The organism is Blastococcus sp. SYSU D00669 (assembly GCF_054050715.1).
The window spans coordinates 74,597-98,789 of the sequence record NZ_JBJGZV010000017.1; the positions used below are offsets into that span (position 1 = coordinate 74,597).

The following is a 24,193-nucleotide window of genomic DNA, read 5'->3' on the forward strand; positions in this document are numbered from 1 at the left end:
CCTTCGCGATCGGCCTGCTGTTCTCCATCGGCTTCCACGAGTACGGCCACTTCTTCTGGGCGCGGAAGTTCGGCATGCGCGTGCCCCAGTTCATGGTCGGGTTCGGCCCGACGGTGTTCTCGCGCAGGAAGGGTGAGACCGAGTACGGCGTCAAGGCGGTGCCGCTGGGCGGCTACATCCGCATCGTCGGCATGATCCCGCCCGCCGAGGAGGGCGAGAGCAAGCGCGCCACCCGCATGCGCCGGTTCATCGCCGAGGTGCGCGGGCAGGCGCTCAACGACATCCGCCCCGGCGACGAGGGCCGCGTGTTCTACGCCAAGCCCTGGTGGCAGCGCGTGATCGTCATGTTCGCCGGGCCGTTCCACAACCTGGTGCTCGCGGTCGTGTTCTTCACCGTCGTCCTGACCGCCGTCGGCACGAACGTGTTCACGACCACCCTCGGCAGCGTCCCCGCCTGCGTGCTGCCCGCGGGGGCGGTGACCGCCGGCGACGAGGACCCGTGCTCCGAGCCGATCGTCACCTCCGGTGCCGACGCCGGGCAGCGGTGCACCGAGGGGACGGCGGGCTGCGCGCTGCCGCAGGAGAGCCCCGCGGCCGCGGCCGGCCTGCGCCCCGGCGACACGATCGTGGCGATCGACGGCAGCCCCCTGGAGACCGACGCGTTCGACAGCTGGACGACGGTGCAGGAGGCGATCCGCAGCGCCCCGGGCCAGGACGTCGTCCTCACCGTCGAACGGGACGGCGAACGGCGGGATGTGACCGTCACCCCCATCGAGAACACCGTCTACGTCGAGGCCGGCAGCGACGAGACGACCACCGCCGGCTACCTCGGGGTCAGCCCGACCGCCGGGTTCGCGCGGCAGTCGTTCGCGGACGTGCCCGGCTACTTCGGGATGGTGATCTCGCAGTCGGTCGAGAAGCTGGTGCAGATCCCCGAGCGGATCCCGCAGCTGTTCCGGGCGGCCTTCCTCGGCGAGGAGCGCGACCCGAACGGCCCGATCGGCGTGGTGGGGGTCGGCCGCATCTCCGGGGAGGTCTTCGCCCAGGAGGACTGGACCGGGCAGCAGAAGGTCAGCCTGTTCCTCAGCCTGCTGGCCTCGATCAACCTGGTGCTGTTCCTGTTCAACCTGCTGCCCATCTACCCGCTCGACGGCGGGCACATCGCCGGCGCGCTGTACGAGAAGGCCCGGTCGACCGTCGCGCGGCTGCGCGGCAAGCCCGACCCGGGGCCGTTCGACATCGCCCGGCTGATGCCCGTCGCGTACGCGGTCGCCGGGGTGTTCCTCGTGCTCTCGGCGCTGCTGTTCATCGCCGACGTGGTCAACCCGATCACCCTGGGCTGAGGCAGCGCAGCAGGTCACAGGGCGGTCGGCGGCACCCGGCGCGCGGGCGGGCGATACTGGGAGCCATGGCGATCCCCGTCAGCCTCGGCATGCCCGCGGCGCCTCCGCCCGTGCTCTCCCCGCGACGCAAGACCCGGCAGCTGGACGTCGGAGGGGTCGGCGTGGGCAGCGACTTCCCGGTCAGCGTGCAGTCGATGACGACGACGAAGACCGCTGACATCAACGCCACGCTCCAGCAGATCGCGGAGCTGACCGCCGCCGGCTGCCAGATCGTGCGGGTCGCCGTCCCGGACACCGACGACGCCGAGGCGCTGCCCGCGATCGCGAAGAAGTCGCAGATCCCGGTGATCGCCGACATCCACTTCCAGCCGCGCTACGTGTTCGCGGCGATCGACGCCGGGTGCGCGGCCGTCCGCGTGAACCCGGGCAACATCAAGAAGTTCGACGACAAGGTCGGCGAGATCGCCAAGGCGGCCGGGGACGCCGGCATCCCGATCCGGATCGGCGTCAACGCCGGCTCGCTCGACAAGCGGCTGCTCGCCAAGTACGGCAAGGCCACGCCCGAGGCGCTGGTCGAGTCGGCGCTGTGGGAGTGCTCGCTGTTCGAGGAGCACGGCTTCCGCGACATCAAGATCTCGGTCAAGCACAACGACCCGGTCGTCATGGTGCGGGCCTACGAGCTGCTCGCCGCGCAGTGCGACTACCCGCTGCACCTGGGCGTCACCGAGGCCGGGCCGGCGTTCCAGGGCACGATCAAGTCCGCCGTCGCCTTCGGCGCCCTGCTCAGCAAGGGCATCGGCGACACCATCCGCGTCTCGCTCTCCGCCCCGCCGGTCGAGGAGGTCAAGGTCGGCACCCAGATCCTGGAGTCGCTGAACCTGCGCGAACGCGGCCTCGAGATCGTCAGCTGCCCGTCCTGCGGCCGCGCGCAGGTCGACGTCTACAAGCTGGCCGACGAGGTCACCGCCGGCCTCGACGGGCTCGAGGTGCCGCTGCGCGTCGCCGTCATGGGCTGCGTCGTCAACGGGCCGGGCGAGGCCCGCGAGGCCGACCTCGGCGTGGCCTCGGGCAACGGCAAGGGGCAGATCTTCGTCAAGGGCGAGGTCGTCAAGACCGTCCCCGAGTCGCAGATCGTCGAGACCCTCATCGAGGAGGCCGTGCGTCTGGCGGGGGAGCAGCCCGTCGAGGGTGCGGCCCCCGGCTCGCCCGTCGTCACCGTCTCCTGACGGTCCCGTGCTCGGCACCCCGACCGCCCGCGTCCTCGACGGTTCCGACGAGCGCGCCGTCACCCGGCTGCTCGCCACCGACCCGGTCGCGGCCTGCGTGATCGCCGGCCGGGTGGAGGCCGCGGGCACCGACGCCGCCGCGCTCGGGGCGCCGCTGTGGGGGATCGGCAGCGGCAGCAGCCTGGACGCGGTGTGCCTGGCCGGGGCCAACCTCATCCCGTTCGCCGTGCCGGGGGCCGAGCGCGCCGCCGCGACGGCGTTCGCCGAGCGGGCCCGGCGGGCCGGCCGCCGCTGCTCGACCATCGTCGGCCCGGCGCCCTCCGTCGACCCGATGTGGGACCTGCTCGCGCCGTTCTGGGGCCCCTGCCGCGACCACCGCCCGCGCCAGCCGCTGATGGCCATCGACGGCCCGCCCGCCGTGCCCCCCGAGCCGCGGGTGCGCCCGGTCCGGCTGTCGGAGCTCGACCTGCTCATGCCGGCCGCGGTCGCGATGTTCACCGAGGAGGTCGGGGTCAGCCCGCTGCGCACCGACGGCGGCGTCGGCTACCGCGCCCGCGTCTCGGAGCTGGTGCGCGCCGGGCAGTCGCTGGCCTGGATCGAGGGCGGCGAGGTGCTGTTCAAGGCCGAGATCGGCGCGGTCTCGCGGGCCGCCTGCCAGATCCAGGGGGTCTGGGTGGCGCCGGCCTACCGCGGCCGGGGGGTCGGCACGGCGGGGACGGCGGCGGTCGTCGAGTACGCCCGCGCCTCGATCGCGCCGGTGGTGAGCCTCTACGTCAACGACTTCAACACCGCCGCGCGCGTGGCTTACCAGCGGGTCGGCTTCCGCGAGGTCGGCCGGTACGCCAGCGTCCTGTTCTGACCGCTGCTCCTGACTGCGGTCGTCCGCGCCGCAGGGGGTGTCGGGCGCCGCGCCCTCGGGCCACCATGTGCACTGCCCGCACCGGGGCAGCCGTCCCACGGCGGGCCGTCCTCCCGGGAGCCGCGATGACCGCAGGGCTGATCGAACTGGTGGAGCACGAGCCGCAGCGCGTGGCGGTGGTGCACGGGCACGTGGGGAACTCCGAGTTCGACGAGTTCCTCACCCGCGCGTACGACGAGGTGCGGGCGCTGCTGGCCCGACAGCACCTGACCGCCGTCGGGCCGCCCTTCGCCCGCTACCGCGCGACCGGGCGGGGCCTGGACGTCGAGGCCGGGCTGCCGGTCGAGGACGACGTCCGGCCGGCGGGGCGGGTGACCGTCGAGACCCTGCCCGGCGGCCCCATGGTGACCGCGGCGCACGACGGCGACCACAACACCGTCGGGTTCACCTACGAGACCCTGCGGGAGTGGCTGGCCGGCAACGAGTACGTGGCGACCGGCGAGCCGTGGGAGTCCTACGTCGACCTGCCGGGCGCCTCCGCGGTCACCGTGGTGACCGTGCCCTGCCGCCGCCTCCCGCCGGTGCCGCCGCCCCCGCCGCACGTCTGACCGGCGGCCCCTCCGCGGGTCCGGACGGATCCGGTCCGCGGGTCTGCGACAGTGACCGGCGTGCACATCCGTCGGCGCTCGGGCCTCCTGCTGACCGCGGCCGTCCTCGCCGCACCCCTGCTCACCGCCTGCTCCGGCGGCTCCGAGGACGACGTCCGGGCGGCGGCGCAGGAGTTCCTCGACGCGTGGTCCGGCGGGGACACCGCCGCCGCGGCCCGGCTCACCAGCGACCCCGACGCCACGACCGCGCTGCTCGACCAGGCCGCCCAGGACCTGCCCGACGCGACCCTCACCGGCGAGCTCGGGCAGGTCACCGTCGACGGCGAGGACGCGACCGTGGCCTGGACCGCCACCTGGGACCTCGCCGCCGCCCCCGACTGGACCTACGAGGCGACGCTCGGCCTGCGCGAGGCCGAGGACGGCTGGCAGGTGGTCAGCGCGCCGACGGTCGTCAACCCCGAGCTCGCGGAGGGCCAGCGCCTGCAGCTGACCCGGCTGCTGCCCGAACGCGCGCCGATCACCGACGCGACCGGCGCCCCGCTGTTCACGCCCACCGAGGTGGTCAACGTCGGCGTCGACCCCGGGCAGGTGACCGACCTGCCGGCGCTCGCGGCCGCGCTCGGTGCCGCCACCGGGGTCGACCCGCAGCAGATCGTCGCCGACGTCCAGGGCGCGCAGCCCGGCCAGTTCGTCCCCGTCATCACGCTGCGCCGGCCGGACTTCGAGGCGATCCGCGCGCAGGTGTTCGACCTGCCCGGCGCCGTCTTCCCCACCGAGACCCGGCTGCTCGCGCCGACGTCGCGCTTCGGCCTCGCCCTGCTCGGCCGGGTCGGCCCGGCGACCGCCGAGATCCTCGAGGAGTCGCAGGGCGAGGACGGCGAGGCGGCCTACGCCGCCGGTGACCAGCTCGGCCTCTCCGGTCTCCAGCGGGCCTTCCAGGAGGAGCTCACCGGCACGCCCGGCTTCACCGTCGACGTGGTCAGCCTCGACGAGAGCACCGGCGACGAGGGCCGCGAGATCGCCTCGGTCGCCCCCGCGGCCGGGACGCCGGTGCAGACCCCGCTGGTGCCGGCTGTGCAGCTGGCCGCCGACGCCGCGGCGGCGACGCAGACCCTGCCCACGCACGTCGTCGTCGTCCGCCCCGGGACCGGGGAGATCCTCGCCGTCTCCTCCAACGCGGCCGCCGACCCCGGCAACGCCCTGCGCGGCCAGTTCCCGCCCGGGTCGAGCATGAAGGCCATGACGGCGACCGCCCTGCTGTCGGCCGGCGCAGTCACCCCCGACACCCCCGTGCCCTGCCCGGGCACGACCACCGTCGAGGGCCGCGAGTTCGAGAACGAGGACCGGTTCGACCTCGGTACCGTGCCGTTCACCGAGGCGTTCGCGCAGTCCTGCAACACGACCTTCATCCAGCTCGGGCTCCAGCTGCCCGACGACGCCCTGGCGCAGGCCGCGGCGGCGTACGGCGTCGGCACCGAGTGGGACCTGCCGATCGGCATCTTCAGCGGGGCGGTGCCCGCCGACGCCACGGGCACGACCAAGGCCGCCGACCAGATCGGGCAGGGCGAGGTGCTCATGAGCCCGGCGCAGATGGCCCTGGTCGCCGCCGGCATCGCCAGCGGCACCCCGGCCCCGCCGGTCGAGGTGGTGGGCGGCGACCCGGCCGGGACGGCGCCGACCGGTCCGCCGGCCGGGGTGCTCGACGCGCTGCGGCCGCTGATGCGGCAGGTCGTGCTCAGCGGCACCGCGACGGCGCTGGCCGACCGCGGCGAGGTCTACGGCAAGACCGGCACGGCGGAGTTCGGCAGCGGCGACCCGCCTCCCGCGCACGGCTGGTTCGTCGGCTACCAGCTGGGCGGGCCGCAGGGCGACATCGCCTTCGCCGTCCTCGTCGAGGGCGGCGGGTCGAGCAGCGCCGCCGTCGCGATCACCGACACCTTCCTGGGCAACCTCGGCTGACGGGCCTGGCCCCGGTGCAGGGGCCCGCCGCGAGCGTGCGAGCGGTGGGGGGCACCGGGGTCCTTCACCAGATGTGGCGGAAGCACCGGGCCTCGTTGCGCTGGTAGCGGGCCCTGGTCATCGTCAGCACGACGTTGAGCACCGGGTTGGCCGCCCGGGCGAACTGGTCGAACACCGGCTCGGGGAGCCCGTCGGCCAGCCACGGCACCAGGAAGGCGACCTTCCGCGGCGACCGCTCCGAGCTCGCCATGCGCTCGGCCGCCCTCCAGCCCGTCGCGGAGAGGTGCCGCTGCAGGATGGGCAGCGCCTCGGTCTCCTCGTGCGACAGGTGCCACGAGATGCTGTCGCCGGCGGCGTGGACGACCTCGGCGAGGTGGTCGCGCGCCTGCGGGGTGGGAGCGGCGGCCATCTCGGCGAAGGCTGCCGCGCAGGCGGCCAGCATCGGGTCGACGACGTCGTGCTCGGCCTCCATCTCGTCGAGCGTGAGGTGCGCGCCGCGATCGCCCTGGGCGTCGACGGCGGCGAACAGCTCCGGCCAGATCGCCGTGTCCTCGGTGACGTGGTGGTGGTGCAGGATCTCGCCGAACCGCTCCCAGCGGGCGGCCAGCGCCGCCCAGGTCTCCGCGTCGTCGACCGGGGTGGCGCGGCTGGCGGCGGCGAACCGGGACAGGTCGCGGCGGAAGCCGTGGTGGGCGACGAACATGCCGCTCAGGTCGTGCCGGCCGGGTGCGGCGTGCACCTGACCGGGCAGGGCGAGCTGCGGCGGAGCGGACAGGGTGGCGGTCACGGGGTCCTCCTCGGGTGCCTGGTCCCGGGAGCGGTGCGTCCCGGGCAGGGAGGAGGTTTCGGGCGGGCGCTGAAGAAGCGCTGAAGTCGGCCGCTATCCCGCGGGGAGGCCGGGGAACGGGGTCGTCGTCGGGGCCCGGCCGGTCGCGGTGCGCCAGCCGACGGCCCGCAGCTCGGCGGCGCTCAGCTGCTCGACGGCGAGCAGCCGCACCTCTCGGTCGGCGGCCCCGGCCAGCACCCGCACCCACGCGCCGGCGACGCCGTCCTCGAGGACGACGGCCAGCGCCGCGGCGTCGGTGCCGGAGAGCACCGGGAACGGCAGCGCGTACGCGGCCTCGGGCGGCACCGGGTCGGCCCCCCGCTCGTCGAGGAGCGCCACCAGGCGGTCGCGGGCGTCGCGGTGCGCGGTCTCGCCGGCGGCGGCCGGGCCCCGGGCGTCGGGCGGCAGCGCGGCGCCGACGACGCCGTAGCCCCACACGGCGGTGTGCTCGGCGGCCAGCGCCTCGCCCAGCGCCTCGGTCTCGGTGCGCTCGTCGACCTGCAGATCGTCGGCCATCGGCTACGCCAGCCTCCCGCCCATGCCGCGCAGCCCCGCCGCGACGGACCCCAGCAGCGCCGCCCGCGCCCCGTGCTGGTCGAGGCAGGCGGCGGCGTGCGAGTCGGCGGCCGTGCCCACCTGGGTGCGCAGCCAGGCGCGCGCCTCCCCGGGCGAGGGAGGGGTGACCCCCGCGGACCCGCTCGCCGGGGAGGGAGCCCCGGGCGCCGCGGCGCGCAGCCGGTCCAGCTGCTCCCCGGCCTGCGCGGCGAGGTCGGCCACCTGCCCACCGAGGGCCGGGTCCGCGGTCGACGCGGCGGCGAACGCGGCGACCAGCGCCTCCTGCACCGCGACCTGCCCGGCCAGCTCGTCGGCCTGCTCCGGGGTGACCGGCGTCCCGCCGTCGTCGGACGAGGTGCAGCCGACGAGCAGCACCCCGAGCCCCGCGGCGGTGCCCGCGAGGAGGGTGCGCCGGGAGAAGGCCGGGGGGCCGGAGACGGGGAGCGGGACCATCACCGCCATCCTGACAGCCCCTCCCGCGGGAGGCCGGGACGACGCCGGGAGCGCGCCGCGCCGTCCTCCCCGGGCGCGTCACAGACGTCCCGCCCGGCACGTCCGCCGGGTTCCCGGCTCCCCGCCCCGGCGGCACGGCCGGGCGGTAGCCTGGCCTCTTCCCGCCGTCCGCGGCCGGACCGCACCCGGACCGCCCGGGCGGCGGGCCGCGCCGTGCCCGCACCAGCCCCGCAGGCGGCGATCGAGGAGGAGGAGCCCGTGCCCGCGTCCCGCGGCAGCCGACGGCCCGACCCGGCGACCGAGCGGCTGACCGGCTGGATCCAGCCGGTCGTCGACGCGGCCGGGTTCGAGCTCGAGGAGCTCGTGGTCACGCCGGCCGGCCGGCGCAGCGTCGTCCGCGTGGTGGTCGACCACGACGACGGCGTGACCCTCGACGACATCGCGGAGGTCAGCCGCGCCGTCTCCGCGGCCCTCGACGAGAACGACGGCGACCTGGGCCGCGCGCCCTACGTCCTCGAGGTCACCAGCCCCGGCGTCGACCGGCCGCTCACCGAGCCGCGGCACTGGCGCCGCAACACCGGCCGCCTGGTCACCGTCGCCGTCGGCCCGGCCGGCGCCGCCGAGCAGGTCACCGCGCGGGTCACCGGCGTCGACGGGGACGGCGTCACCCTCGCCGTCGAGGCGCAGGGCAAGCCGGGGGCGCGGAAGCGGGCGCCGGTGCCGCGGCAGGTGCCCTGGGCGCTGCTGGGCACCGGCCGGGTGCAGGTCGAGTTCGGCCGGCCGGTCCCGGGGACGGCGGAGGACGCGACGGCGGAGGACGACGCGCGGGAGGATGACGCGGGGGACGACGGAGGAGAACGGTGAACATCGACGTGACCGCGCTCAAGGCGGTCGAGCGCGAGAAGGGCATCCCCGCCGACACGGTGATCGAGGCCATCGAGTCGGCGCTGGTGACGGCGTACCGGCACGCCGACGGCGCGGCCAAGCACGTCCGCGTGCACGTGGACCGCAAGACCGGCGAGGTCGCCGTGCTGGCCCAGGAGCTGGGGCCCGACGGCGAGGTGGTCCGGGAGTGGGACGACACCCCGTCGGACTTCGGCCGGATCGCCGCCAGCACCGCCAAGCAGGTCATCGTGCAGCGGCTGCGCGACGCCGAGCACGAGCAGACCTTCGGCGAGTACGCCGGCAAGGAAGGCGACATCGTCAGCGGCATCGTGCAGGCCGACCAGCGCCGCAACGCCAGCGGCGTGGTGATGATCGACATCGGCAAGGTCGAGGCCGTGCTGCCCGCGGCCGAGCAGGTGCCGGGGGAGACCTACGCCCACGGCACCCGGATCAAGGCCTACGTCGTCTCGGTCTCGCGCACGTTCCGGGGACCGCAGGTCACCGTGTCGCGCACCCACCCGAACCTGGTGCGCAAGCTGTTCGCCCTCGAGGTGCCCGAGATCGCCGACGGCAGCGTCGAGATCGTGGCCGTCGCCCGCGAGGCCGGCCACCGCTCGAAGATCGCGGTCCGGACCAAGGTCGCCGGGCTCAACGCCAAGGGCGCCTGCATCGGCCCGATGGGGCAGCGGGTGCGCAACGTCATGAGCGAGCTGCACGGCGAGAAGATCGACATCGTCGACTGGTCCGACGACCCCGCCACGTTCGTCGCCTCGGCCCTGAGCCCGGCGCGGGTGAGCAGCGCCCGGGTCGTCGACCCGACGGCCAAGGCGGTGCGGGTGATCGTGCCCGACTACCAGCTGTCGCTGGCGATCGGCAAGGAGGGGCAGAACGCCCGCCTGGCCGCCCGGCTGACCGGCTGCCGGATCGACATCCGCAGCGACGCGCAGCCCGACGACCCGGCCACGCCCTCGCCGGGCGTCGGCAGGCCGCCGCTGCGCACCGGGGCTCCCCCCGGCCAGGCACAGCCCCCGAGAGGGGCAGGTCACCGACCCCCGCCACGCCGGGCGGAACATCCGGGACCTGCCGCGCGCTAGAGTTACCGGTGGCCGAATCGTCGATCCCGGTGCGCACCTGCGTGGGCTGCCGGAAACGTGTTCCGGTCACCGATCTGCTGCGTGTCGTCGCCCGGAGCGGGACCCTGGTCCCGGATCCGCGGCGCCGGCTCCCCGGCCGGGGTGCCTCCCTGCACCCCACACCGGAGTGCCTGCACGCAGCGGAGCGACGCCGGGCCTTCGGGCGGGCGCTGCGCTGCAGCGTCCCGCTGGAGGCCGGTCCGCTCCGAGCCCACGTCCTCGGCGCCTCCCCGGAGTCGCTCGCGGGTGCGGACCGGGACGGGCGCAGCACCGCAGGACCAGCAGCACCCCGGGCGAACCGGCACCAGGCCGGTGAGCACATCGAAGTCAGGACGTCGTCGGATGAGTCAGCCGTGAAGTCCCAGCGATGACCATGCACCACTAACGACCAGGTCGAGCGGGTGAGCCGCCGGCCTCGAAGAGGAGATCCGTGCCAGGCAAAGCCCGCGTACACGAACTCGCCAAGGAGTTCGGTGTCGACAGCAAGGCCGTGCTCGCCAAGCTCAAGGAGCAGGGCGAGTTCGTGAAGTCCGCTTCCTCCACCGTCGAGGCCCCCGTGGCCCGGCGGCTGCGTGAGGCCTTCGTCGCCGGTGGCTCCGGCGGCTCCAACGGCGGTGGCGCGCCCGCTCCGGCGCCCGCCCGTCCCTCCGCCCCGGCTGCTCCCGCGCCGCGTCCCGCGGCCGCGGCGCCGTCCCCGTCGGCCCCGGCCGCCCCGCCGGCCCCGGCGGCGCGCCCCGCGGCCCCCACGCCCGGCCCGCGTCCGGAGCCCCGTCCCGCCGCGCCCCAGGCACCGGCGGCCTCGGCCCCGTCCGCCCCGGCGCCGTCCCCGGCCCGTCCGGCGCCGGCTCCGGGTGCCCCGCGTCCGGGTGCCCCCGGTCCGCGTCCGGCCCCGGCCGGCGGCGCCGGGGTGGGCGGGGGAGCGGCAGCTCCGCGGCCCGGCGCTCCCGGCCCGCGGCCGGGTCCCCGTCCGGCTCCGCGGCCGGGCAACAACCCCTTCAGCAGCACCCCGCGGCCGGCTCCGTCGGCCGGTGGCCCGCGACCGGGCCCCGCGGCCGGTCCGGGTGGTCCCCGTCCGGGTGCGCCCGGCGGTCCCCGCCCGGCTCCCGGTGCGGCTGGTCCGCGTCCCGGCGGCCCGCGTCCGGGTCCCGGCGCGGGCGGTCCGCGACCGGCCGCCGGTCCCGGCGGTCCGCGCCCGAACCCGGGCATGATGCCGCCGCGGCCCTCGCCCGGCATGATGCCGCCGCGTCCGGCCGGTGCCGGGCGTCCCGGCGGCGGCCCCGGCGGTGCCGGTGGCCGGGGCCGTCCGGGCGGTGGCCCGGGTGGCGGTGGCGGCGGCTTCCGCCCCGGCGGTGGCGGCGGCGGTGGCGGCGGCGGTGGCGCCCCGGCCGGTGCCGGCGGCGGTTTCCGCGGTGGCGGCGGTGGCCGTGGCCGTGGTCGCGGCGGTTCCGGTGCGGGTACCGCGGGTGCCTTCGGGCGTCCGGGTGGTCGCGGTCCGGTCCGCGGTCGCAAGAGCAAGAAGCAGCGGCGTCAAGAGTTCGACCAGATGGCCGCGCCGAGCATGGGCGGCGTCAGCCTGCCCCGCGGCAACGGCCAGACCGTCCGGCTGCCGCGCGGTGCCTCGCTGACCGACCTGGCCGAGAAGATCGGTGCCCAGCCGGCCGCGCTCGTGACCGCCCTGTTCCACCTGGGCGAGATGGTCACCGCGACGCAGTCGGTGAACGAGGACACGCTGCAGCTGCTCGGTGCCGAGATCGGCTGGGACATCCAGGTCGTCTCGCCGGAGGACGAGGACCGCGAGCTCCTCGAGACCTTCGACCTCACCTTCGGCGACGAGGGCGACGAGGAGGACTGGGAGACCCGTCCGCCGGTCGTCACCGTCATGGGTCACGTCGACCACGGCAAGACGAAGCTGCTCGACGCCATCCGCAACACCAACGTGGTGGCGCGGGAGGCCGGCGGCATCACCCAGCACATCGGCGCGTACCAGATCGACACCGAGCTGGACGGCCAGGAGCGGGCGATCACCTTCATCGACACCCCGGGTCACGAGTCGTTCACCGCGATGCGTGCCCGCGGCGCGAAGGTGACCGACATCGTCGTCCTGGTCGTGGCCGCCGACGACGGCGTCATGCCGCAGACGATCGAGGCGCTCAACCACGCCCAGGCGGCCGAGGTGCCGATCGTGGTCGCGGTGAACAAGGTGGACAAGGAGGGGGCCAACCCCGCCAAGATCCGCCAGCAGCTCACCGAGTACGGGCTGGTGGCCGAGGAGTACGGCGGCGACACGATGTTCGTCGACGTCTCGGCGGTCACCCGCCAGGGCCTCGACGACCTGCTCGCGGCGATCCTGCTCACCGCCGACGCCGCGCTCGACCTGCGGGCCAACACCGAGATGGACGCGCAGGGCGTCGTCATCGACGCCAAGCTCGACCGCGGTCGCGGCCCCGTGGCCACCGTCCTGGTCCAGCGCGGCACCCTGCGGGTCGGCGACTCGCTGGTCGCCGGCGACGCCTTCGGGCGCGTCCGGTCGCTGCTCGACGAGCACGGCACCCGGCTCAAGGAGGCCCTGCCGGCCCGGCCCGTCCAGGTGGTCGGTCTCACCTCGGTGCCGCGTGCCGGTGACACCTTCCTCGTCGTCGAGGAGGACCGCGTCGCCCGGCAGATCGCCGACCGGCGCCAGGCCCGCATCCGCAACGCGCAGAACGCGCAGATGCGCAAGCGGATCAGCCTGGAGGACCTCGACGCGGCGCTCAAGGAGAACCGTCAGCTCAACCTGATCATCAAGGGCGACAACTCGGGCACCGTGGAGGCGCTCGAGGACGCGCTCATGAAGATCGAGGTGAGCGACGACGTCTCGCTGCGGGTCATCCACCGCGGTGTCGGTGCGATCAGCAAGAGCGACATCGACCTGGCGCTGGCCGACGACGTCATCGTCATCGGCTTCAACGTCCGGGCCGAGGGGCAGGCCACCGAGCTGGCCAACCGCGAGGGCGTCGACGTCCGGTACTACTCGGTCCTCTACTCGGCGATCGAGGAGATCGAGGCGGCCCTCAAGGGCATGCTCAAGCCGGAGTTCGAGGAGGTCGAGCTCGGCACGGCGGAGATCCGCGAGGTCTTCCGGGTGCCGCGCATCGGCAACGTCGCCGGTTCGATCGTCCGGTCCGGCACGATCAACCGGAACTCGAAGGCCCGGGTCATCCGCGACGGCGTCGTCATCGCGGACAACCTGACCGTCGAGTCGCTGCGCCGCTTCAAGGACGACGTCACCGAGGTCCGCGAGGGCTACGAGTGCGGTATCGGCCTGGGGTCGTTCAACGACGTCAAGGTCGAGGACGTCATCGAGACCTTCGAGGTCCGCGAGAAGCCGCGCGCCTGACGTAGGAGGCCCCTGCAGGAGAGCCCGATGGCCCTCCTGCAGGGGCCCGCCGCGAGCGTGCGAGCGGTGGGGGGCAGGAGGGTCCTCATCTTCACCGGCACGCTCTCCGCAGACCTGCTGCTGGGCGACGTCCACTCGCTCAAGGGCAAGCGCGCCGTGGTCCGGCCCATCGTGGCCGAGCTGCGGCGCCGCTTCGCCGTCTCCGCCGCCGAGGTCGGCGACCAGGACCTGCACCGTCGGGTGCAGATCGGCGTCGCCACGGTGGCGGGGGACGCCGGTCAGGTGACCGACGTCCTCGATTCGTGCGAGCGGTTGCTGGCCGAGCGGCCGGAGGTGACCCTGCTGTCGACGCACCGGCAGTTGTTCTCCGACGAGGACGACTGAACCGCTCCGACCGGCGCAGCCCTCGCCGTCCCCCTGTCCGTCCGGGCGCACGTGGCGTGCGCCCCGTCCCGAGGAGGGTCCATGGCCGATCCGGCCCGCGCCCGCAAACTGGCCGTCCGCATCCGGCAGATCGTCTCGGCCGCGATCGAGACCCAGATCAAGGACCCCCGGCTGGGCATGGTCACCGTCACCGACGCCCGGGTCACCAACGACCTGCGCGAGGCGACGGTCTTCTACACCGTCTTCGGCGACGAGACCCAGGTCGCCGACTCCGCCAAGGCCCTCGCCAGCGCCACCGGGGTGCTGCGCTCCACCGTCGGCCGGCAGACCGGCGTCAAGTTCGTCCCCACGCTCACCTTCGTCGCCGACGCCGTCCCCGACACCGCCCGCGAGCTCGACGCCGCCATCGAGCGGGTCAAGCACGCCGACGCCGAGCTCGCCCGCGCCCGGGAGGGCGCCAGCTACGCCGGGGACGCCGACCCGTACCGCCGTCCCGCCGAGGACCCTGACGACGACGAGACTGCCGATGAGATCGCTGACGAGACCGCCGACTCCGGGAGCCGTTCATGAGTGAAGTGGATCCGGACCCGAACCTCCCCGACGAGGGCCAGGGCCGCGCGGAGCTGGGCGGCCGCGGCGAGCCCGCCGGCGGTGACCCGACGGAGGGTGGCAAGCGGGGCGAGATCGGCGAGGCGCCGAGCATCGCCGCCGACCAGCCCGACGACGGCAGCACCTTCCCGCCCGGTGGTGGGCGGGTCGAGGACGAGGGGAACGCCCCGCCGGTCGCCGACCCCGGTCGGGATGCCTGACCCATGAGCGTTCCCCTGCGCAAGGTCGCGCGGCGGACCGTCGCCTCCGTCCTCGACGAGGCGGCGGCCGCGCGCGCCACCGTGGTCCTCTCCGGTCACGTCCAGCCCGACGCCGACGCCCTCGGCAGCACCCTGGCCCTGGCCGAGGGGCTGCGCCGCCGCGGCGCCCGCGTGCTGCCGACCTTCCCCGACCCGTTCGTACTGCCGGCCTCGCTGGGCTGGCTGCCCGGCGCCGAGGCGCTGGTGCCGTCGTCGGAGCTGCCGTCCTCGCCGGACGTCTTCGTCAGCCTCGACGCCGCCTCGCCCGGCCGGCTGGGGGAGCTGGTCGGGCTGCTGGGGTCGGCGGGCACGGCGGTCGTCATCGACCACCACGCGAGCAACCCCGGCTTCGGCGACGTGTCGCTGATCGACCCGGCGGCCCCGGCCACGGTGACCCTGGTGGCCGAGGTGCTCGACGGCCTCGGGGTGTTCGTCGACCGCACCATCGCCACCTGCCTCTACGCGGGGCTGGCCGCCGACACCGGGTCCTTCCGCTTCGGCAGCACCCGCCCCGAGACCCACGAGCTCGCCGCCCGGCTGCTGTCCACCGGCATCGACCACGCGGCGATCAGCCGGCGGTTGTTCGACACCGCACCGTTCGGCTGGCTCCGGCTGCTCTCCGCCGTCACCGGCCGGGCCGTGCTGGAGCCCGCGGTGGGCACCGGCCTGGTCTGGACCTGGTCGAGCACCGCCGAGGCGGCCGAGCACGGCCTGCCCGGCGAGCAGCTCGAGGCGCTCGTCGACGTCGTCCGGTCCACCGAGGAGGCCGACGTCGCCTGCGTGCTCAAGGGCCAGGACGACGGCTCGTGGTCGGTCTCGCTGCGCTCCCGCGGGGCCACCGACGTCGCCCGCGTCGCGATGGCGCTCGGCGGGGGCGGGCACCGCGCCGCTGCCGGCTACACGAGCTGGCTCGACCGCGAGGCGACGATCGCCGCGTTGAGGGCCGAACTCGCCCCGGAGTGACCGCCCCGCCGCAGCGGGGCGTCCTCGCGCTCGCCGTTCCCGCGCTCGTCGTCCTCGCGGCCGAGCCGCTGTACCTGCTGGTCGACACCGCCGTCGTCGGCCACCTCGGCACCGTGGCGCTCGGCGGCCTGGCCGTCGGCGGCGGGCTGCTGGCGTGGGCCACCGCGCTGCTGAACTTCCTCGCCTACGGGACGACGGCCCGCGCCGCCCGCCGGGCCGGGGCCGGCGACCGCGCCGGCGCCGTGGCAGAGGGCGTGCAGGCCACCTGGCTGGCGCTCGCCCTGGGCGCCGCGGTCCTGCTGCTGTTCCAGCTGCTGGCCGGGCCGCTGTCCCGGCTGCTGGCCGGCGGCGCCGGACCGGTGGCCGAGGCGGGGGAGACCTGGCTGCGGATCGCCTCCCTCGGCGCCCCGCTGCTGCTGCTCTCGCTGGCCGGCAACGGCTGGCTGCGCGGTGTGCAGGAGCTGCGCAGGCCCGTGCGCTACGTGCTGGCCGGCAGCGCCGTCAGCCTCGTGCTGTGCCCGCTGCTGGTCCACCCGGTCGGGCTGGGCCTGCCCGGCTCGGCGCTGGCCAACGTCGCGGGCCAGGCGGTCTCGGCCGCGCTGTTCCTCCGTGCCCTGCGGCGCGAGGGGCTGCCGCTGCGCCCCCGGCCGGCGGCCATCCGCGCCCAGCTCGGCATCGGCCGCGACCTGCTGCTGCGGGCGGCGGTGCTGCAGGTGTCGTTCCTCGTCGCCGCCGGCGTCGTGGCACGGGAGGGCGCCGCCCCGCTCGGCGCGCACCAGATCGCGCTGCAGCTGTTCTTCTTCCTGGCCCTGGTGCTCGACGCCTACGCCATCGCGGCGCAGACGCTGGTCGGCTCCGCGCTCGGCGCCGGCCGGCCCGACGAGGCGCGGGCGACCGCCCGGAGGGTCACGCGCTGGGGCCTGGGCACCGGCGCGCTGGTCGCGGTCGTCCTGCTCGCGCTCCGCGACGTCCTCCCGCCGCTGTTCACCTCCGACCCCGCCGTCCTCGATCGGGCCGCGCTGGTCTGGTGGTTCCTGGCGCTGATGCAGCCGCTGGCCGGTGTCGTGTTCGCGCTCGACGGGGTGCTGATGGGCGCCGGCGACGTCGGCTACCTGCGCACCACCACGATCGGTGCGGCGCTGGTCGGGTTCCTGCCGCTCTCGCTGCTCTCGCACCCGCTGGGCTGGGGGCTGGCCGGGGTCTGGACCGGGCTGGACCTGTTCATCGCCCTGCGGCTGGTGGCCGTCCTGGCCCGGGTGGCCGGCCGGCGGTGGCTGTCTGCTGGGGTGGTCGCATGAGCCCGAGACGGCCCGACGCCGACGTCCCGCCCGGTCTGCTGCTGGTCGACAAGCCCGGCGGCATGACCTCGCACGACGTCGTCGCCCGGGCCCGCCGGGCGCTGTCGGTGCGCAAGGTCGGGCACGCCGGCACGCTGGACCCGATGGCCACCGGGCTGCTGGTCCTCGGGGTCGGCGCCGCCACCCGGCTGCTCGGGTACGTCGGCGGCCACGACAAGACCTACGACGCGACGATCCGCCTCGGCCAGGCCACCGTCACCGACGACCGCGAGGGCGAGGTGCTCACCAGCACGCCGGCGGGGCACCTCACCGACGACGACGTGCGGACGGCGCTGGCGGCCCAGACCGGCCCGCTGCAGCAGGTGCCGTCGTCGGTGAGCGCGGTCAAGGTCGCCGGCCGGCGCTCCTACGACCGCGTGCGCGCCGGCGAGGAGGTCGAGCTGGCCCCCCGGGCGGTGACCGTGCACGCCCTCGTCGTCCACCGGGTGACCCGGCCCGGGCCCGACCTGGTCGACGTCGACGTGACCGTCACCTGCTCGGCCGGCACCTACGTCCGGGCGATCGCCCGCGACGCCGGGGCGGCGCTCGGCGTGGGCGGCCACCTCACGGCGCTGCGCCGCACCGCGTCGGGGCCGTACACCGTCGCCGAGGCCGCTCCGGTGGAGGACGCCGCCGCGGCGCTGGTCGCCGGCGGGGGCGCGGGGTTCCTCCCGCTGACCCGGGCCGCGACGACCGTCTTCCCCGCCCGGCCGGTCGGCGCCGAGGAAGCGAAGGCGCTGGTGTTCGGGCAGCGCATCCCCGCCACCGGGGCGCCCGGGCTGCACGCCGCCGTCGACCCCGACGGCCGGCTGGTCGCCCTCGTCGAGGACGCCGGCCGCTCGGCCCGTGTCGCCGTCGGCTTCCCGCCCGGCTAGCGCGTCCCGACCCGGCCGCCCGCCGGCGTCCGGGCCAGCACGACGACCGCGACGACGGTGAGCAGCCACCCCGCCACCAGGGCCGGCGCCCACCCGGGCCGCACCCGGTCGCCGAGCAGCGCGAGCCCGACCAGGCCCGGGAGCACCACCTCCGTCACGGTCAGGACGGCGACCACCGTCGCGACGGCGCCGGCGCGCATGGCGCGGGCCAGCAGCACCGTGCCGGTAGCGCCGAACACCACGACGGCGTAGGCGAGCGGTTCGGCGAGCAGCTCCAGCACCGAGGACCAGCCCGCCGAGCGCACGTGCACGGCCCGGACCGCCAGCGACACCCCGCCGAAGGCCGCCCCCGCCGCTCCCGCCAGGGCCAGCGGACGGCCGGAGCGCAGCAGCGGGACGGCGGCGAGCACGAGGACCCCGGCCGCGGCCAGCAGCACCGGCGTGGCCGGCGCGGGCAGCCGCGGCGCGCGCCCGGGGGCGGCGGCCGCCGCGACCAGCGCGATCCCCAGCACCACGCCCGCCAGCGCGAGCAGCCGGGCGCGGGACCACCCGCGCAGCCCCCGGGAGGCCGCCGCCGCGGTGACCGGCACGGTGCCAGCCAGCACCGCCTGGACCGCGAACACGGGCAGGAAGCGCAGGGCGACCACGGACAGCAGCCAGCCGGCCCCGTCGAGGACCAGGCCGACGAGGTAGCGCGGCTGGCGCCACAGCGGCCGACCGGCGGCCGCCCGCCGGCTGCCGTCGGACTCCAGCAGCGAGGCCGCGCTGTTCGAGAGCATCGCCGCGAGGGCGGCGAGCAGCGCGAGCGCGGTCATGGGTCTCCCGTGGGATGTGGCAGCCTCGGACACGTGGTCGCCGCCATCTCACCGGATCAGCAGCTCGACGAGCGCCTCACGGCCCTCACCGGGCTGCTGCGCCCGCTGCCGGGCGTGCTGGTGGCGTTCTCCGGCGGCGTGGACTCCGGCGTGCTGCTGGCCGCCGCCGTCCGGGTGCTCGGTGCCGGCCGGGTGGTCGCGGCGACCGCGGTCTCGCCGAGCCTGCCGGCGGCCGAGCGGGCGGGTGCCGAGGCCTTTGCCGCCGGGCTCGGCGTCCGGCACGAGCTGCCGCGCACCGACGAGCTGTCGCGCCCGGGTTACGTGGCCAACGCCGGCGACCGCTGCGCCTTCTGCAAGACCGAGCTCGTCGACGTCCTGGTGCCCGTGGCCGCCCGGCTGGGCATCGCCGACGTCGTCACCGGCACCAACGCCGACGACGTCGTCGCCGGTTTCCGGCCCGGCATCGCCGCGGCCGCCGCGCGCGGGGCGTGGGCGCCGCTGGCCCGCGCCGGCCTGACCAAGGACGACGTCCGCGCCGCCGCCCGGCGCTGGGGGCTGCCGCTGGCCGACAAGCCGGCCGCGGCGTGCCTGGCCAGCCGGATCGCGTACGGCGTCCCGGTGAGCGCCGAGGGCCTGGCCCGCGTGGAGGCGGCCGAGGCGTCGTTGCGGGCCGCGCTGACCGGTGCCGGGCTGCCGGTGCGCGACCTGCGGGTACGCGACCTCGGTGCCGACGTCGCACGGGTGGAGGTCGACGCCGCGCTGGTGCTGGCCGTGCGGGCGCGACCGGACCTGCTGGCCGCCGTCGGCGGGTTCGCGCGGGTGGAGCTGGACCCGCGCGGTTTCCGCTCCGGCTCGATGAACGAGCTGCTGCCGGACCCCGTCCGCTACCGCTGACACGCGACAGCGGCCCCTCCCCGGTCGCCGGGGAGGGGCCGCTGTCGCGTGCCGGTGGGGCTCAGCCCACGTAGTTGACGTGCACGTGGTCGAAGTGGTTGGCCGTGGCGCTGCCGCGGTCCTCCATCGCCTTCCACGCGGCGCCCGGCGAGGTGATGATCCGCTGCTGCCAGATGATGTACTCCACGCCCAGCTCGGCCCAGTGGTCGATGTGGTACTGGGCGATCGCGTCGCCGAGGGCGGCGTCGGACATCACCATGTAGTCCAGCGCCAGGCCGGACGGGTGGCCGTGCGGGTCCACCGCGCTGGCGCGGGTGCCGCCGATGGTGATGCCGGCGGCCCCGGCGACGTTCGTGACCACGTTGTCGGCCGCGGCCTGCGCCTGGGGCTTGGTGGCGCCGGCGGTGTTCGTGATCTGCGCGGTGACGGAGGCCGGCGCGGGCGCCGGGGCCGGGGCCGGAGCCGGCGCGGGGGCCGGGGCCGGCGCGGCCGGGGCCTCGACCGGGGCCGAGTCGCCGACCGAGCCCGAGGGGGCCGGGGCGGTGTCGACCGTCGCCGACACCAGCAGCACCTGACCCGGGAAGATCAGGTTCGGGTTGCTGCCGATGACGTCGACGTTGCGCTGGTAGAGGTCGCGCCACGCCTGCCCGTGGGCGGAGGCGATCTTCGCGACGGTGTCGCCGCGGACGACGGTGTAGTCGCCGGCCGGGGCGGCGTGCTGCCCGTGGCCGTCGGCCTCGGTGGACTCGGCGGCCGGGGCGGGGGCCGGGGCCGGCTGGGCCTCGGGGGCGGCGGGGGCCTGGGCGGCGGCCGGGGTGGTGCCCTCGGTCAGGTGCTTGCCGCAGGTCGGCCAGGCGCCGATGCCCTGCCCGACGAGGACCTTCTCGGCGACGTCGATCTGCTGGGCCGGGGTGGCCAGGTCGGCGCGGGGCGCGTAGCCCGTGCCGCCGTAGGCCTCCCAGGTCGACTGGCTGAACTGCAGGCCGCCGTAGTAGCCGTTGCCGGTGTTGATGCTCCAGTCGCCGCTCGACTCGCACTGGGCCACGCCGGTCCAGTCGTGCGTGGTGGCGGCGTTGGCCGGGGTGGTGAGTATGCCGAGCCCGACGGCCGTGGCTCCGGCGGCGACGGGGGCCTTGACGAGGGCCTTCTTGGTGCGGACGTAGCGGGGCGCGCGATGCTTTGCCATGGGGATGTGTGATCTCCGATCACCGCCGGCGAGGTGAGCTGTCGGGTTCGGGCGATCGGTGCCCGGCCGCGCAACGCGGCTTCACCCCCAGGCGCGCCCCCCGCGCGCCGCGAACGTGGGTCCCCCACCCCTGTCCTGAAGCTGTTCCGGATGACGCGAGCCGGTGGACAGGGTTTGGCGGACCGGCGCGTCACGCTCTCCGTTTGCTGAGCGCAGCCAAAACGCTACGAGCGGTTATGTGAACTGTCGCCGTGACGGCGGTCACACCTCGGCGTGTCGCCTGCGAACGGACTGGTCAGCCGCAACCTGTGAAAGCCGGCTCACACGTCCGGCCGACGGGCGATGCGGGCAGCGGCCACGCCCGCCCCGAAGCCGTTGTCGATGTTCACGACGAGCACCCCCGGAGCGCACGCGGTGAGCATCGTGAGCAGGGCGGCGAGCCCCTCGAACGCCGCGCCGTACCCCACCGACGTGGGCACCGCGACGACCAGCCGGTCGGTCAGCCCGGCCACCACGCTCGGCAGGGCGCCGTCCATGCCGGCGACGACGACCACCACGTCGGCCGCCGCGATGTCCGGGGCGACCTCGAGCACGCGGTGCACCCCGGCCACCCCGACGTCGTCGACCCGGTGGCAGCGCACACCGGCCGCCGCCAGCGTCGCCGCCACCTCGGCCGCGACCGGAGCGTCGGAGGTGCCGGCGGTGAGCACCAGCACGTCACCGGACGGCTCCGGCAGGGTGCCGACGAAGGCGCAGCGGGCCTCCGCGTCGACGACGGCGTCGGGCCAGCGGGCCGCCACGGCGGCGGCGGTGGCGTCGTCCACCCGGGTCGCCCAGGCCAGCGGGGCGCCGGCCTCGAGCAGACCGGCCAGGCAGGCGACGGTCTGCTCCGGCGTCTTGCCCGCGGCGTAGACCACCTCCGGCGTCCCGGTCCGCTCGGCCCGGTCGACGTCGAGCCGGGCGAACCCCAGGTGTGCGGTGCGCTGCGAGTCCACGCCTAGAGCATGCGGGATTGATCACCAGCCGCGACGGGAAGGGCACCGGCCATGAGCATCGTCAAGATCAACGCGATCACCGTGCCCAAGGACAAGCAGGAGCGCTTCGAGGAGCGCTTCCGCGGCCGGGCCGGGGCCGTCGAGGAGACCGACGGCTTCGAGTGGTTCGAGCTGCTGCGCCCGCAGGAGGGCACCGACCAGTACCTGGTCTACACGCGGTGGAGCAGCGAGGAGGCCTACCGGGCCTGGGAGAGCGGCCAGGACTTCGCGCGCGCCCACTCCGGCGGCGGCAGCGAGCTCGCCCCCGCGGCCAGCGACTCCCACCACCTGTGGAGCTACGAGGTCATCGAGAGCACGGGTCCGAAGTCGGGCACGGCCTGACGAGCGGGATACTGTGACGAGGCGGGCCGGTGCGCCCGCCTCGCCCCCGCACGTGCAGGTAGGAGCCATGACCGACACGCTCGCCGACAGCCGCACCACCGACCGGGTGTTCTCCGAGGGCGTGCCGGTCGTCGTGGAGGACGTGCCGCGCCGCCCCGCCGCCGAGCGCACGCAGGTGCTGGCCGACCCTGGGTTCGGCAAGCACTTCACCGACTCGATGTTCGTCGCGCGCTACCGCACCGGGCAGGGCTGGTACGACGCCCGGCTCACCGCGTACGCGCCGCTGCAGATGGACCCGAGCACCGCGGCGCTGCACTACGCGCAGTCGATCTTCGAGGGGCTCAAGGCCTACGCCCAGCCCGACGGCAGCGTGGCCACCTTCCGGCCGGAGTCCAACGCCGCCCGCTTCGTGCGGGGCGCGAAGCGGCTGGCCATGCCGCCGGTGCCCGAGTCGGCCTTCATCGCCGCCGTCGACGCGCTCGTCGACGCCGACCGCGACTGGGTGCCCACCGGCCCCGACCAGACCCTCTACATCCGGCCCTACCAGCTGGCCACCGAGCCGTTCCTCGGCGTCCGGCCGGCCAACGAGTACCTGTTCCTGGTCATCGCCAGCCCCGCCGGCCCGTACTTCGCCCGCGGCGTCCAGCCGGTGTCGGTCTACCTCTCCGAGGACTACATCCGCGCGGCGCCCGGCGGCACCGGCGACGTCAAGTGCGCCGGCAACTACGCGGCCAGCCTGCTGGCGCAGGAGCAGGCCATCGCGGCCGGCTGCGACCAGGTCGTGTGGCTCGACGCGGTGGAGAAGCGCTACGTCGAGGAGATGGGCGGGATGAACCTGTTCTTCGTCCTCGGCTCCGGCGCCGACGCCGAGCTGGTCACCCCCGAGCTCACCGGCACCCTGCTGCCCGGCATCACCCGCGACTCGCTGATCACCCTCGCCCGGGAGAAGGGCCACCGGGTCACCGAGCGGCGGTTCAGCGTCGAGGAGTGGCGCAAGGGCGTCGCCGACGGCACCGTCACCGAGACCTTCGCCTGCGGCACCGCCGCCGTCATCACCCCGGTCGGCGAGGTGCGGGCCCGCACCGGCGACTTCGTGATCGGCGACGGCAGCCCCGGTCCGCTCTCGATGGAGCTGCGCGCGTCCCTCCTCGACATCCAGCACGGCCGGGTGCCCGACACCCACGGCTGGCTGCACCGGGTCTCCTGAGCGTGCAGCGCTGGCGGGGGCTCGACGCCACCCCGGCCGACCTCGGCCGCACCGTCGTCACCATCGGGATGTACGACGGGGTCCACCGGGGGCACCAGAAGCTGATCGGCACAGCGGTCGAGCGTGCCCGCGCGCTCGGCCGGCCCAGCCTGCTGCTCACCTTCGACCCGCACCCGGCGGAGGTGATCCGGCCCGGCTCGCACCCGGCGATCCTCACCTCGATGGACCGCAAGGCCGAGCTGGTCGCCGAGCTCGGCGTGGACCTGATGTGCGTGCTGCCGTTCACCCAGGAGTTCATGCGGCTCTCGCCGGAGACCTTCACGCACACCGTGCTCGTCGAGCACCTGCACGCGGCCCAGGTCGTCGTCGGCCAGAACTTCACCTACGGGCACAAGGCCGCCGGCACCGTGGAGAGCCTCGCCCAGGAGGGCCGGCGCTTCGGCTTCACGGTGGAGGGCCTGCCGCTGGCGGCCGTCGGCGGGAACGGCGGGGAGGACGACGTCACGATCTCCTCCACCTACATCCGCGCCTGCGTGGCGGCGGGGGACGTGGAGACCGCGGCGAGGGCGCTCGGCCGGCTGCACCGGGTGGACGGCGTCGTCGTCCGCGGGGACCGCCGGGGCCGGGCGATGGGCTACCCGACGGCGAACGTCGAGACCCCGCCGTTCACGGCGATCCCGGCCGACGGCGTCTACGCCGGCCACCTGGTGCTGCGCGACCCGCGCAGCGGGGCGAGCAAGGAGCGCTACCCCGCCGCGATCTCGGTCGGCACCAATCCGACGTTCCAGGGCAGCCGTCGCACGGTGGAGGCGTTCGTCCTCGACTACGACGGCGACCTGTACGGCGAGCACGTCGGGGTCGAGTTCGTCTCGCGGCTGCGCGGCATGGCGGCCTTCGCCGACGTCGCCTCCCTCGTCGCGGCCATGGACGACGACGTGCGCCGGACCCGGGTGCTGCTGGACGTCCCCGAGCCGGGCTGACCCGCGCCCCGGAGGGGGTGATCGGCCCGCTGGTACCGTGGACCCGGCGTCGGCGAACCCGACGTGTGTGCAGGCTGCCCCCGTGACCCAGACCGGGGGCCACAC

The 24,193-nt window shown here is 75.7% G+C and carries 25 protein-coding genes, 1 pseudogene and 1 riboswitch; of the genes and pseudogenes, 20 read left to right on the plus strand and 6 right to left on the minus strand.

Annotated elements, in window-relative coordinates; all coding sequences use genetic code 11:
* Nucleotides 1-8 precede the first annotated feature (8 nt).
* From ACI8AF_RS13915 to ACI8AF_RS13935, 5 genes are all read left to right on the plus strand, one after another.
* A complete protein-coding gene (locus ACI8AF_RS13915) occupies nucleotides 9-1,343 on the plus strand; it encodes a M50 family metallopeptidase (protein ID WP_456540338.1) in 1,335 nt (444 codons plus the stop codon).
* A gap of 65 nt (nucleotides 1,344-1,408) precedes the next feature.
* Nucleotides 1,409-2,569 carry a flavodoxin-dependent (E)-4-hydroxy-3-methylbut-2-enyl-diphosphate synthase gene (gene ispG / locus ACI8AF_RS13920; protein WP_456540312.1) on the plus strand — a complete coding sequence of 387 codons (1,161 nt, stop codon included), beginning with the start codon at nucleotides 1,409-1,411 and terminating at the stop codon, nucleotides 2,567-2,569.
* 7 nt (nucleotides 2,570-2,576) lie between these two features.
* Nucleotides 2,577-3,428, plus strand: a complete 852-nt coding sequence (locus tag ACI8AF_RS13925) for a GNAT family N-acetyltransferase (protein ID WP_456540313.1) — start codon at nucleotides 2,577-2,579, stop codon at nucleotides 3,426-3,428.
* A gap of 125 nt (nucleotides 3,429-3,553) precedes the next feature.
* Nucleotides 3,554-4,036 carry a GyrI-like domain-containing protein gene (locus ACI8AF_RS13930; RefSeq protein ID WP_456540314.1) on the plus strand — a complete coding sequence of 161 codons (483 nt, stop codon included), beginning with the start codon at nucleotides 3,554-3,556 and terminating at the stop codon, nucleotides 4,034-4,036.
* A 60-nt stretch (nucleotides 4,037-4,096) separates the two neighbouring features.
* Nucleotides 4,097-5,995, plus strand: a complete 1,899-nt coding sequence (locus ACI8AF_RS13935) for a penicillin-binding transpeptidase domain-containing protein (protein ID WP_456540315.1) — start codon at nucleotides 4,097-4,099, stop codon at nucleotides 5,993-5,995.
* 64 nt (nucleotides 5,996-6,059) lie between these two features.
* Here ACI8AF_RS13935 and ACI8AF_RS13940 read toward each other — a convergent pair whose 3' ends face one another.
* The 3 genes from ACI8AF_RS13940 to ACI8AF_RS13950 form a co-directional block, all read right to left on the minus strand.
* Complete coding sequence (locus ACI8AF_RS13940; protein WP_456540316.1) at nucleotides 6,060-6,782, minus strand: hemerythrin domain-containing protein; 723 nt, start codon at nucleotides 6,780-6,782, stop codon at nucleotides 6,060-6,062.
* A 93-nt stretch (nucleotides 6,783-6,875) separates the two neighbouring features.
* Nucleotides 6,876-7,337, minus strand: coding sequence for a ferritin-like domain-containing protein (locus ACI8AF_RS13945; RefSeq protein WP_456540317.1), 462 nt, complete (start codon nucleotides 7,335-7,337; stop codon nucleotides 6,876-6,878).
* Nucleotides 7,338-7,340: 3 nt separating this feature from the next.
* Nucleotides 7,341-7,829 (minus strand): hypothetical protein, encoded by a 489-nt coding sequence (locus ACI8AF_RS13950; protein ID WP_456540318.1) that lies wholly within the window; start codon nucleotides 7,827-7,829, stop codon nucleotides 7,341-7,343.
* A gap of 258 nt (nucleotides 7,830-8,087) precedes the next feature.
* Here ACI8AF_RS13950 and rimP point away from each other — a divergent pair, with 258 nt between their 5' ends.
* The 11 genes and pseudogenes from rimP (at nucleotide 8,088) to truB (ending at nucleotide 17,630) form a co-directional block, all read left to right on the plus strand.
* Nucleotides 8,088-8,693: a ribosome maturation factor RimP gene (rimP, locus tag ACI8AF_RS13955; protein WP_456540319.1), complete on the plus strand. Its 606-nt coding sequence runs from the start codon at nucleotides 8,088-8,090 to the stop codon at nucleotides 8,691-8,693.
* Nucleotides 8,690-9,808, plus strand: a complete 1,119-nt coding sequence (gene nusA, locus ACI8AF_RS13960; protein WP_456540320.1) for a transcription termination factor NusA — start codon at nucleotides 8,690-8,692, stop codon at nucleotides 9,806-9,808. The genes rimP and nusA overlap by 4 nt, the downstream gene beginning before the upstream one ends.
* A gap of 41 nt (nucleotides 9,809-9,849) precedes the next feature.
* A complete protein-coding gene (locus ACI8AF_RS13965; protein WP_456540339.1) occupies nucleotides 9,850-10,218 on the plus strand; it encodes a YlxR family protein in 369 nt (122 codons plus the stop codon).
* A 59-nt stretch (nucleotides 10,219-10,277) separates the two neighbouring features.
* A pseudogene (locus ACI8AF_RS13970) lies at nucleotides 10,278-10,418 on the plus strand (translation initiation factor IF-2 N-terminal domain-containing protein); the annotation flags it as partial.
* A gap of 972 nt (nucleotides 10,419-11,390) precedes the next feature.
* A complete protein-coding gene (gene infB, locus ACI8AF_RS13975; protein WP_456540340.1) occupies nucleotides 11,391-13,223 on the plus strand; it encodes a translation initiation factor IF-2 in 1,833 nt (610 codons plus the stop codon).
* A gap of 27 nt (nucleotides 13,224-13,250) precedes the next feature.
* Nucleotides 13,251-13,607, plus strand: a complete 357-nt coding sequence (locus ACI8AF_RS13980; protein WP_456540321.1) for a DUF503 domain-containing protein — start codon at nucleotides 13,251-13,253, stop codon at nucleotides 13,605-13,607.
* 81 nt (nucleotides 13,608-13,688) lie between these two features.
* Nucleotides 13,689-14,177: a 30S ribosome-binding factor RbfA gene (rbfA, locus tag ACI8AF_RS13985; protein WP_456540322.1), complete on the plus strand. Its 489-nt coding sequence runs from the start codon at nucleotides 13,689-13,691 to the stop codon at nucleotides 14,175-14,177.
* Entirely contained in the window at nucleotides 14,174-14,416 is a 243-nt protein-coding gene (locus ACI8AF_RS13990) for a hypothetical protein (protein ID WP_456540323.1), read from the plus strand. Before rbfA ends, ACI8AF_RS13990 begins: the two co-directional genes overlap by 4 nt.
* Nucleotides 14,417-14,419: 3 nt before the next feature.
* Nucleotides 14,420-15,418, plus strand: coding sequence for a DHH family phosphoesterase (locus tag ACI8AF_RS13995; protein ID WP_456540324.1), 999 nt, complete (start codon nucleotides 14,420-14,422; stop codon nucleotides 15,416-15,418).
* Entirely contained in the window at nucleotides 15,415-16,716 is a 1,302-nt protein-coding gene (locus ACI8AF_RS14000; protein ID WP_456540325.1) for an MATE family efflux transporter, read from the plus strand. Before ACI8AF_RS13995 ends, ACI8AF_RS14000 begins: the two co-directional genes overlap by 4 nt.
* The gene (truB, locus tag ACI8AF_RS14005) at nucleotides 16,713-17,630 is read left to right on the plus strand and encodes a tRNA pseudouridine(55) synthase TruB (RefSeq protein ID WP_456540326.1); all 918 of its coding nucleotides are present in this window, start codon (nucleotides 16,713-16,715) and stop codon (nucleotides 17,628-17,630) included. The genes ACI8AF_RS14000 and truB overlap by 4 nt, the downstream gene beginning before the upstream one ends.
* Here the strand turns inward: truB and ACI8AF_RS14010 are convergent.
* Nucleotides 17,627-18,445, minus strand: coding sequence for a hypothetical protein (locus ACI8AF_RS14010; RefSeq protein WP_456540327.1), 819 nt, complete (start codon nucleotides 18,443-18,445; stop codon nucleotides 17,627-17,629). The genes truB and ACI8AF_RS14010 overlap by 4 nt on opposite strands.
* Before the next feature lie 33 nt (nucleotides 18,446-18,478).
* Here ACI8AF_RS14010 and ACI8AF_RS14015 point away from each other — a divergent pair, with 33 nt between their 5' ends.
* Nucleotides 18,479-19,339 carry an ATP-dependent sacrificial sulfur transferase LarE gene (locus ACI8AF_RS14015; protein WP_456540328.1) on the plus strand — a complete coding sequence of 287 codons (861 nt, stop codon included), beginning with the start codon at nucleotides 18,479-18,481 and terminating at the stop codon, nucleotides 19,337-19,339.
* A gap of 61 nt (nucleotides 19,340-19,400) precedes the next feature.
* Here ACI8AF_RS14015 and ACI8AF_RS14020 read toward each other — a convergent pair whose 3' ends face one another.
* Together ACI8AF_RS14020 and larB are read right to left on the minus strand one after the other, a co-directional pair.
* Nucleotides 19,401-20,525: a LysM peptidoglycan-binding domain-containing protein gene (locus tag ACI8AF_RS14020; protein WP_456540329.1), complete on the minus strand. Its 1,125-nt coding sequence runs from the start codon at nucleotides 20,523-20,525 to the stop codon at nucleotides 19,401-19,403.
* An 8-nt stretch (nucleotides 20,526-20,533) separates the two neighbouring features.
* A riboswitch (cyclic di-AMP (ydaO/yuaA leader) is annotated at nucleotides 20,534-20,678 on the minus strand.
* A 167-nt stretch (nucleotides 20,679-20,845) separates the two neighbouring features.
* Entirely contained in the window at nucleotides 20,846-21,520 is a 675-nt protein-coding gene (larB, locus tag ACI8AF_RS14025; protein ID WP_456540330.1) for a nickel pincer cofactor biosynthesis protein LarB, read from the minus strand.
* A 51-nt stretch (nucleotides 21,521-21,571) separates the two neighbouring features.
* Between larB and ACI8AF_RS14030 the strand changes: the two genes are divergently transcribed.
* From ACI8AF_RS14030 to ACI8AF_RS14040, 3 genes are all read left to right on the plus strand, one after another.
* A complete protein-coding gene (locus tag ACI8AF_RS14030; RefSeq protein ID WP_456540331.1) occupies nucleotides 21,572-21,901 on the plus strand; it encodes an antibiotic biosynthesis monooxygenase family protein in 330 nt (109 codons plus the stop codon).
* Between the two features lie 67 nt (nucleotides 21,902-21,968).
* Nucleotides 21,969-23,108, plus strand: a complete 1,140-nt coding sequence (locus ACI8AF_RS14035) for a branched-chain amino acid aminotransferase (protein WP_456540332.1) — start codon at nucleotides 21,969-21,971, stop codon at nucleotides 23,106-23,108.
* A gap of 2 nt (nucleotides 23,109-23,110) precedes the next feature.
* Nucleotides 23,111-24,088: a bifunctional riboflavin kinase/FAD synthetase gene (locus tag ACI8AF_RS14040; RefSeq protein WP_456540333.1), complete on the plus strand. Its 978-nt coding sequence runs from the start codon at nucleotides 23,111-23,113 to the stop codon at nucleotides 24,086-24,088.
* The last annotated feature ends 105 nt before the right edge of the window (nucleotides 24,089-24,193 follow it).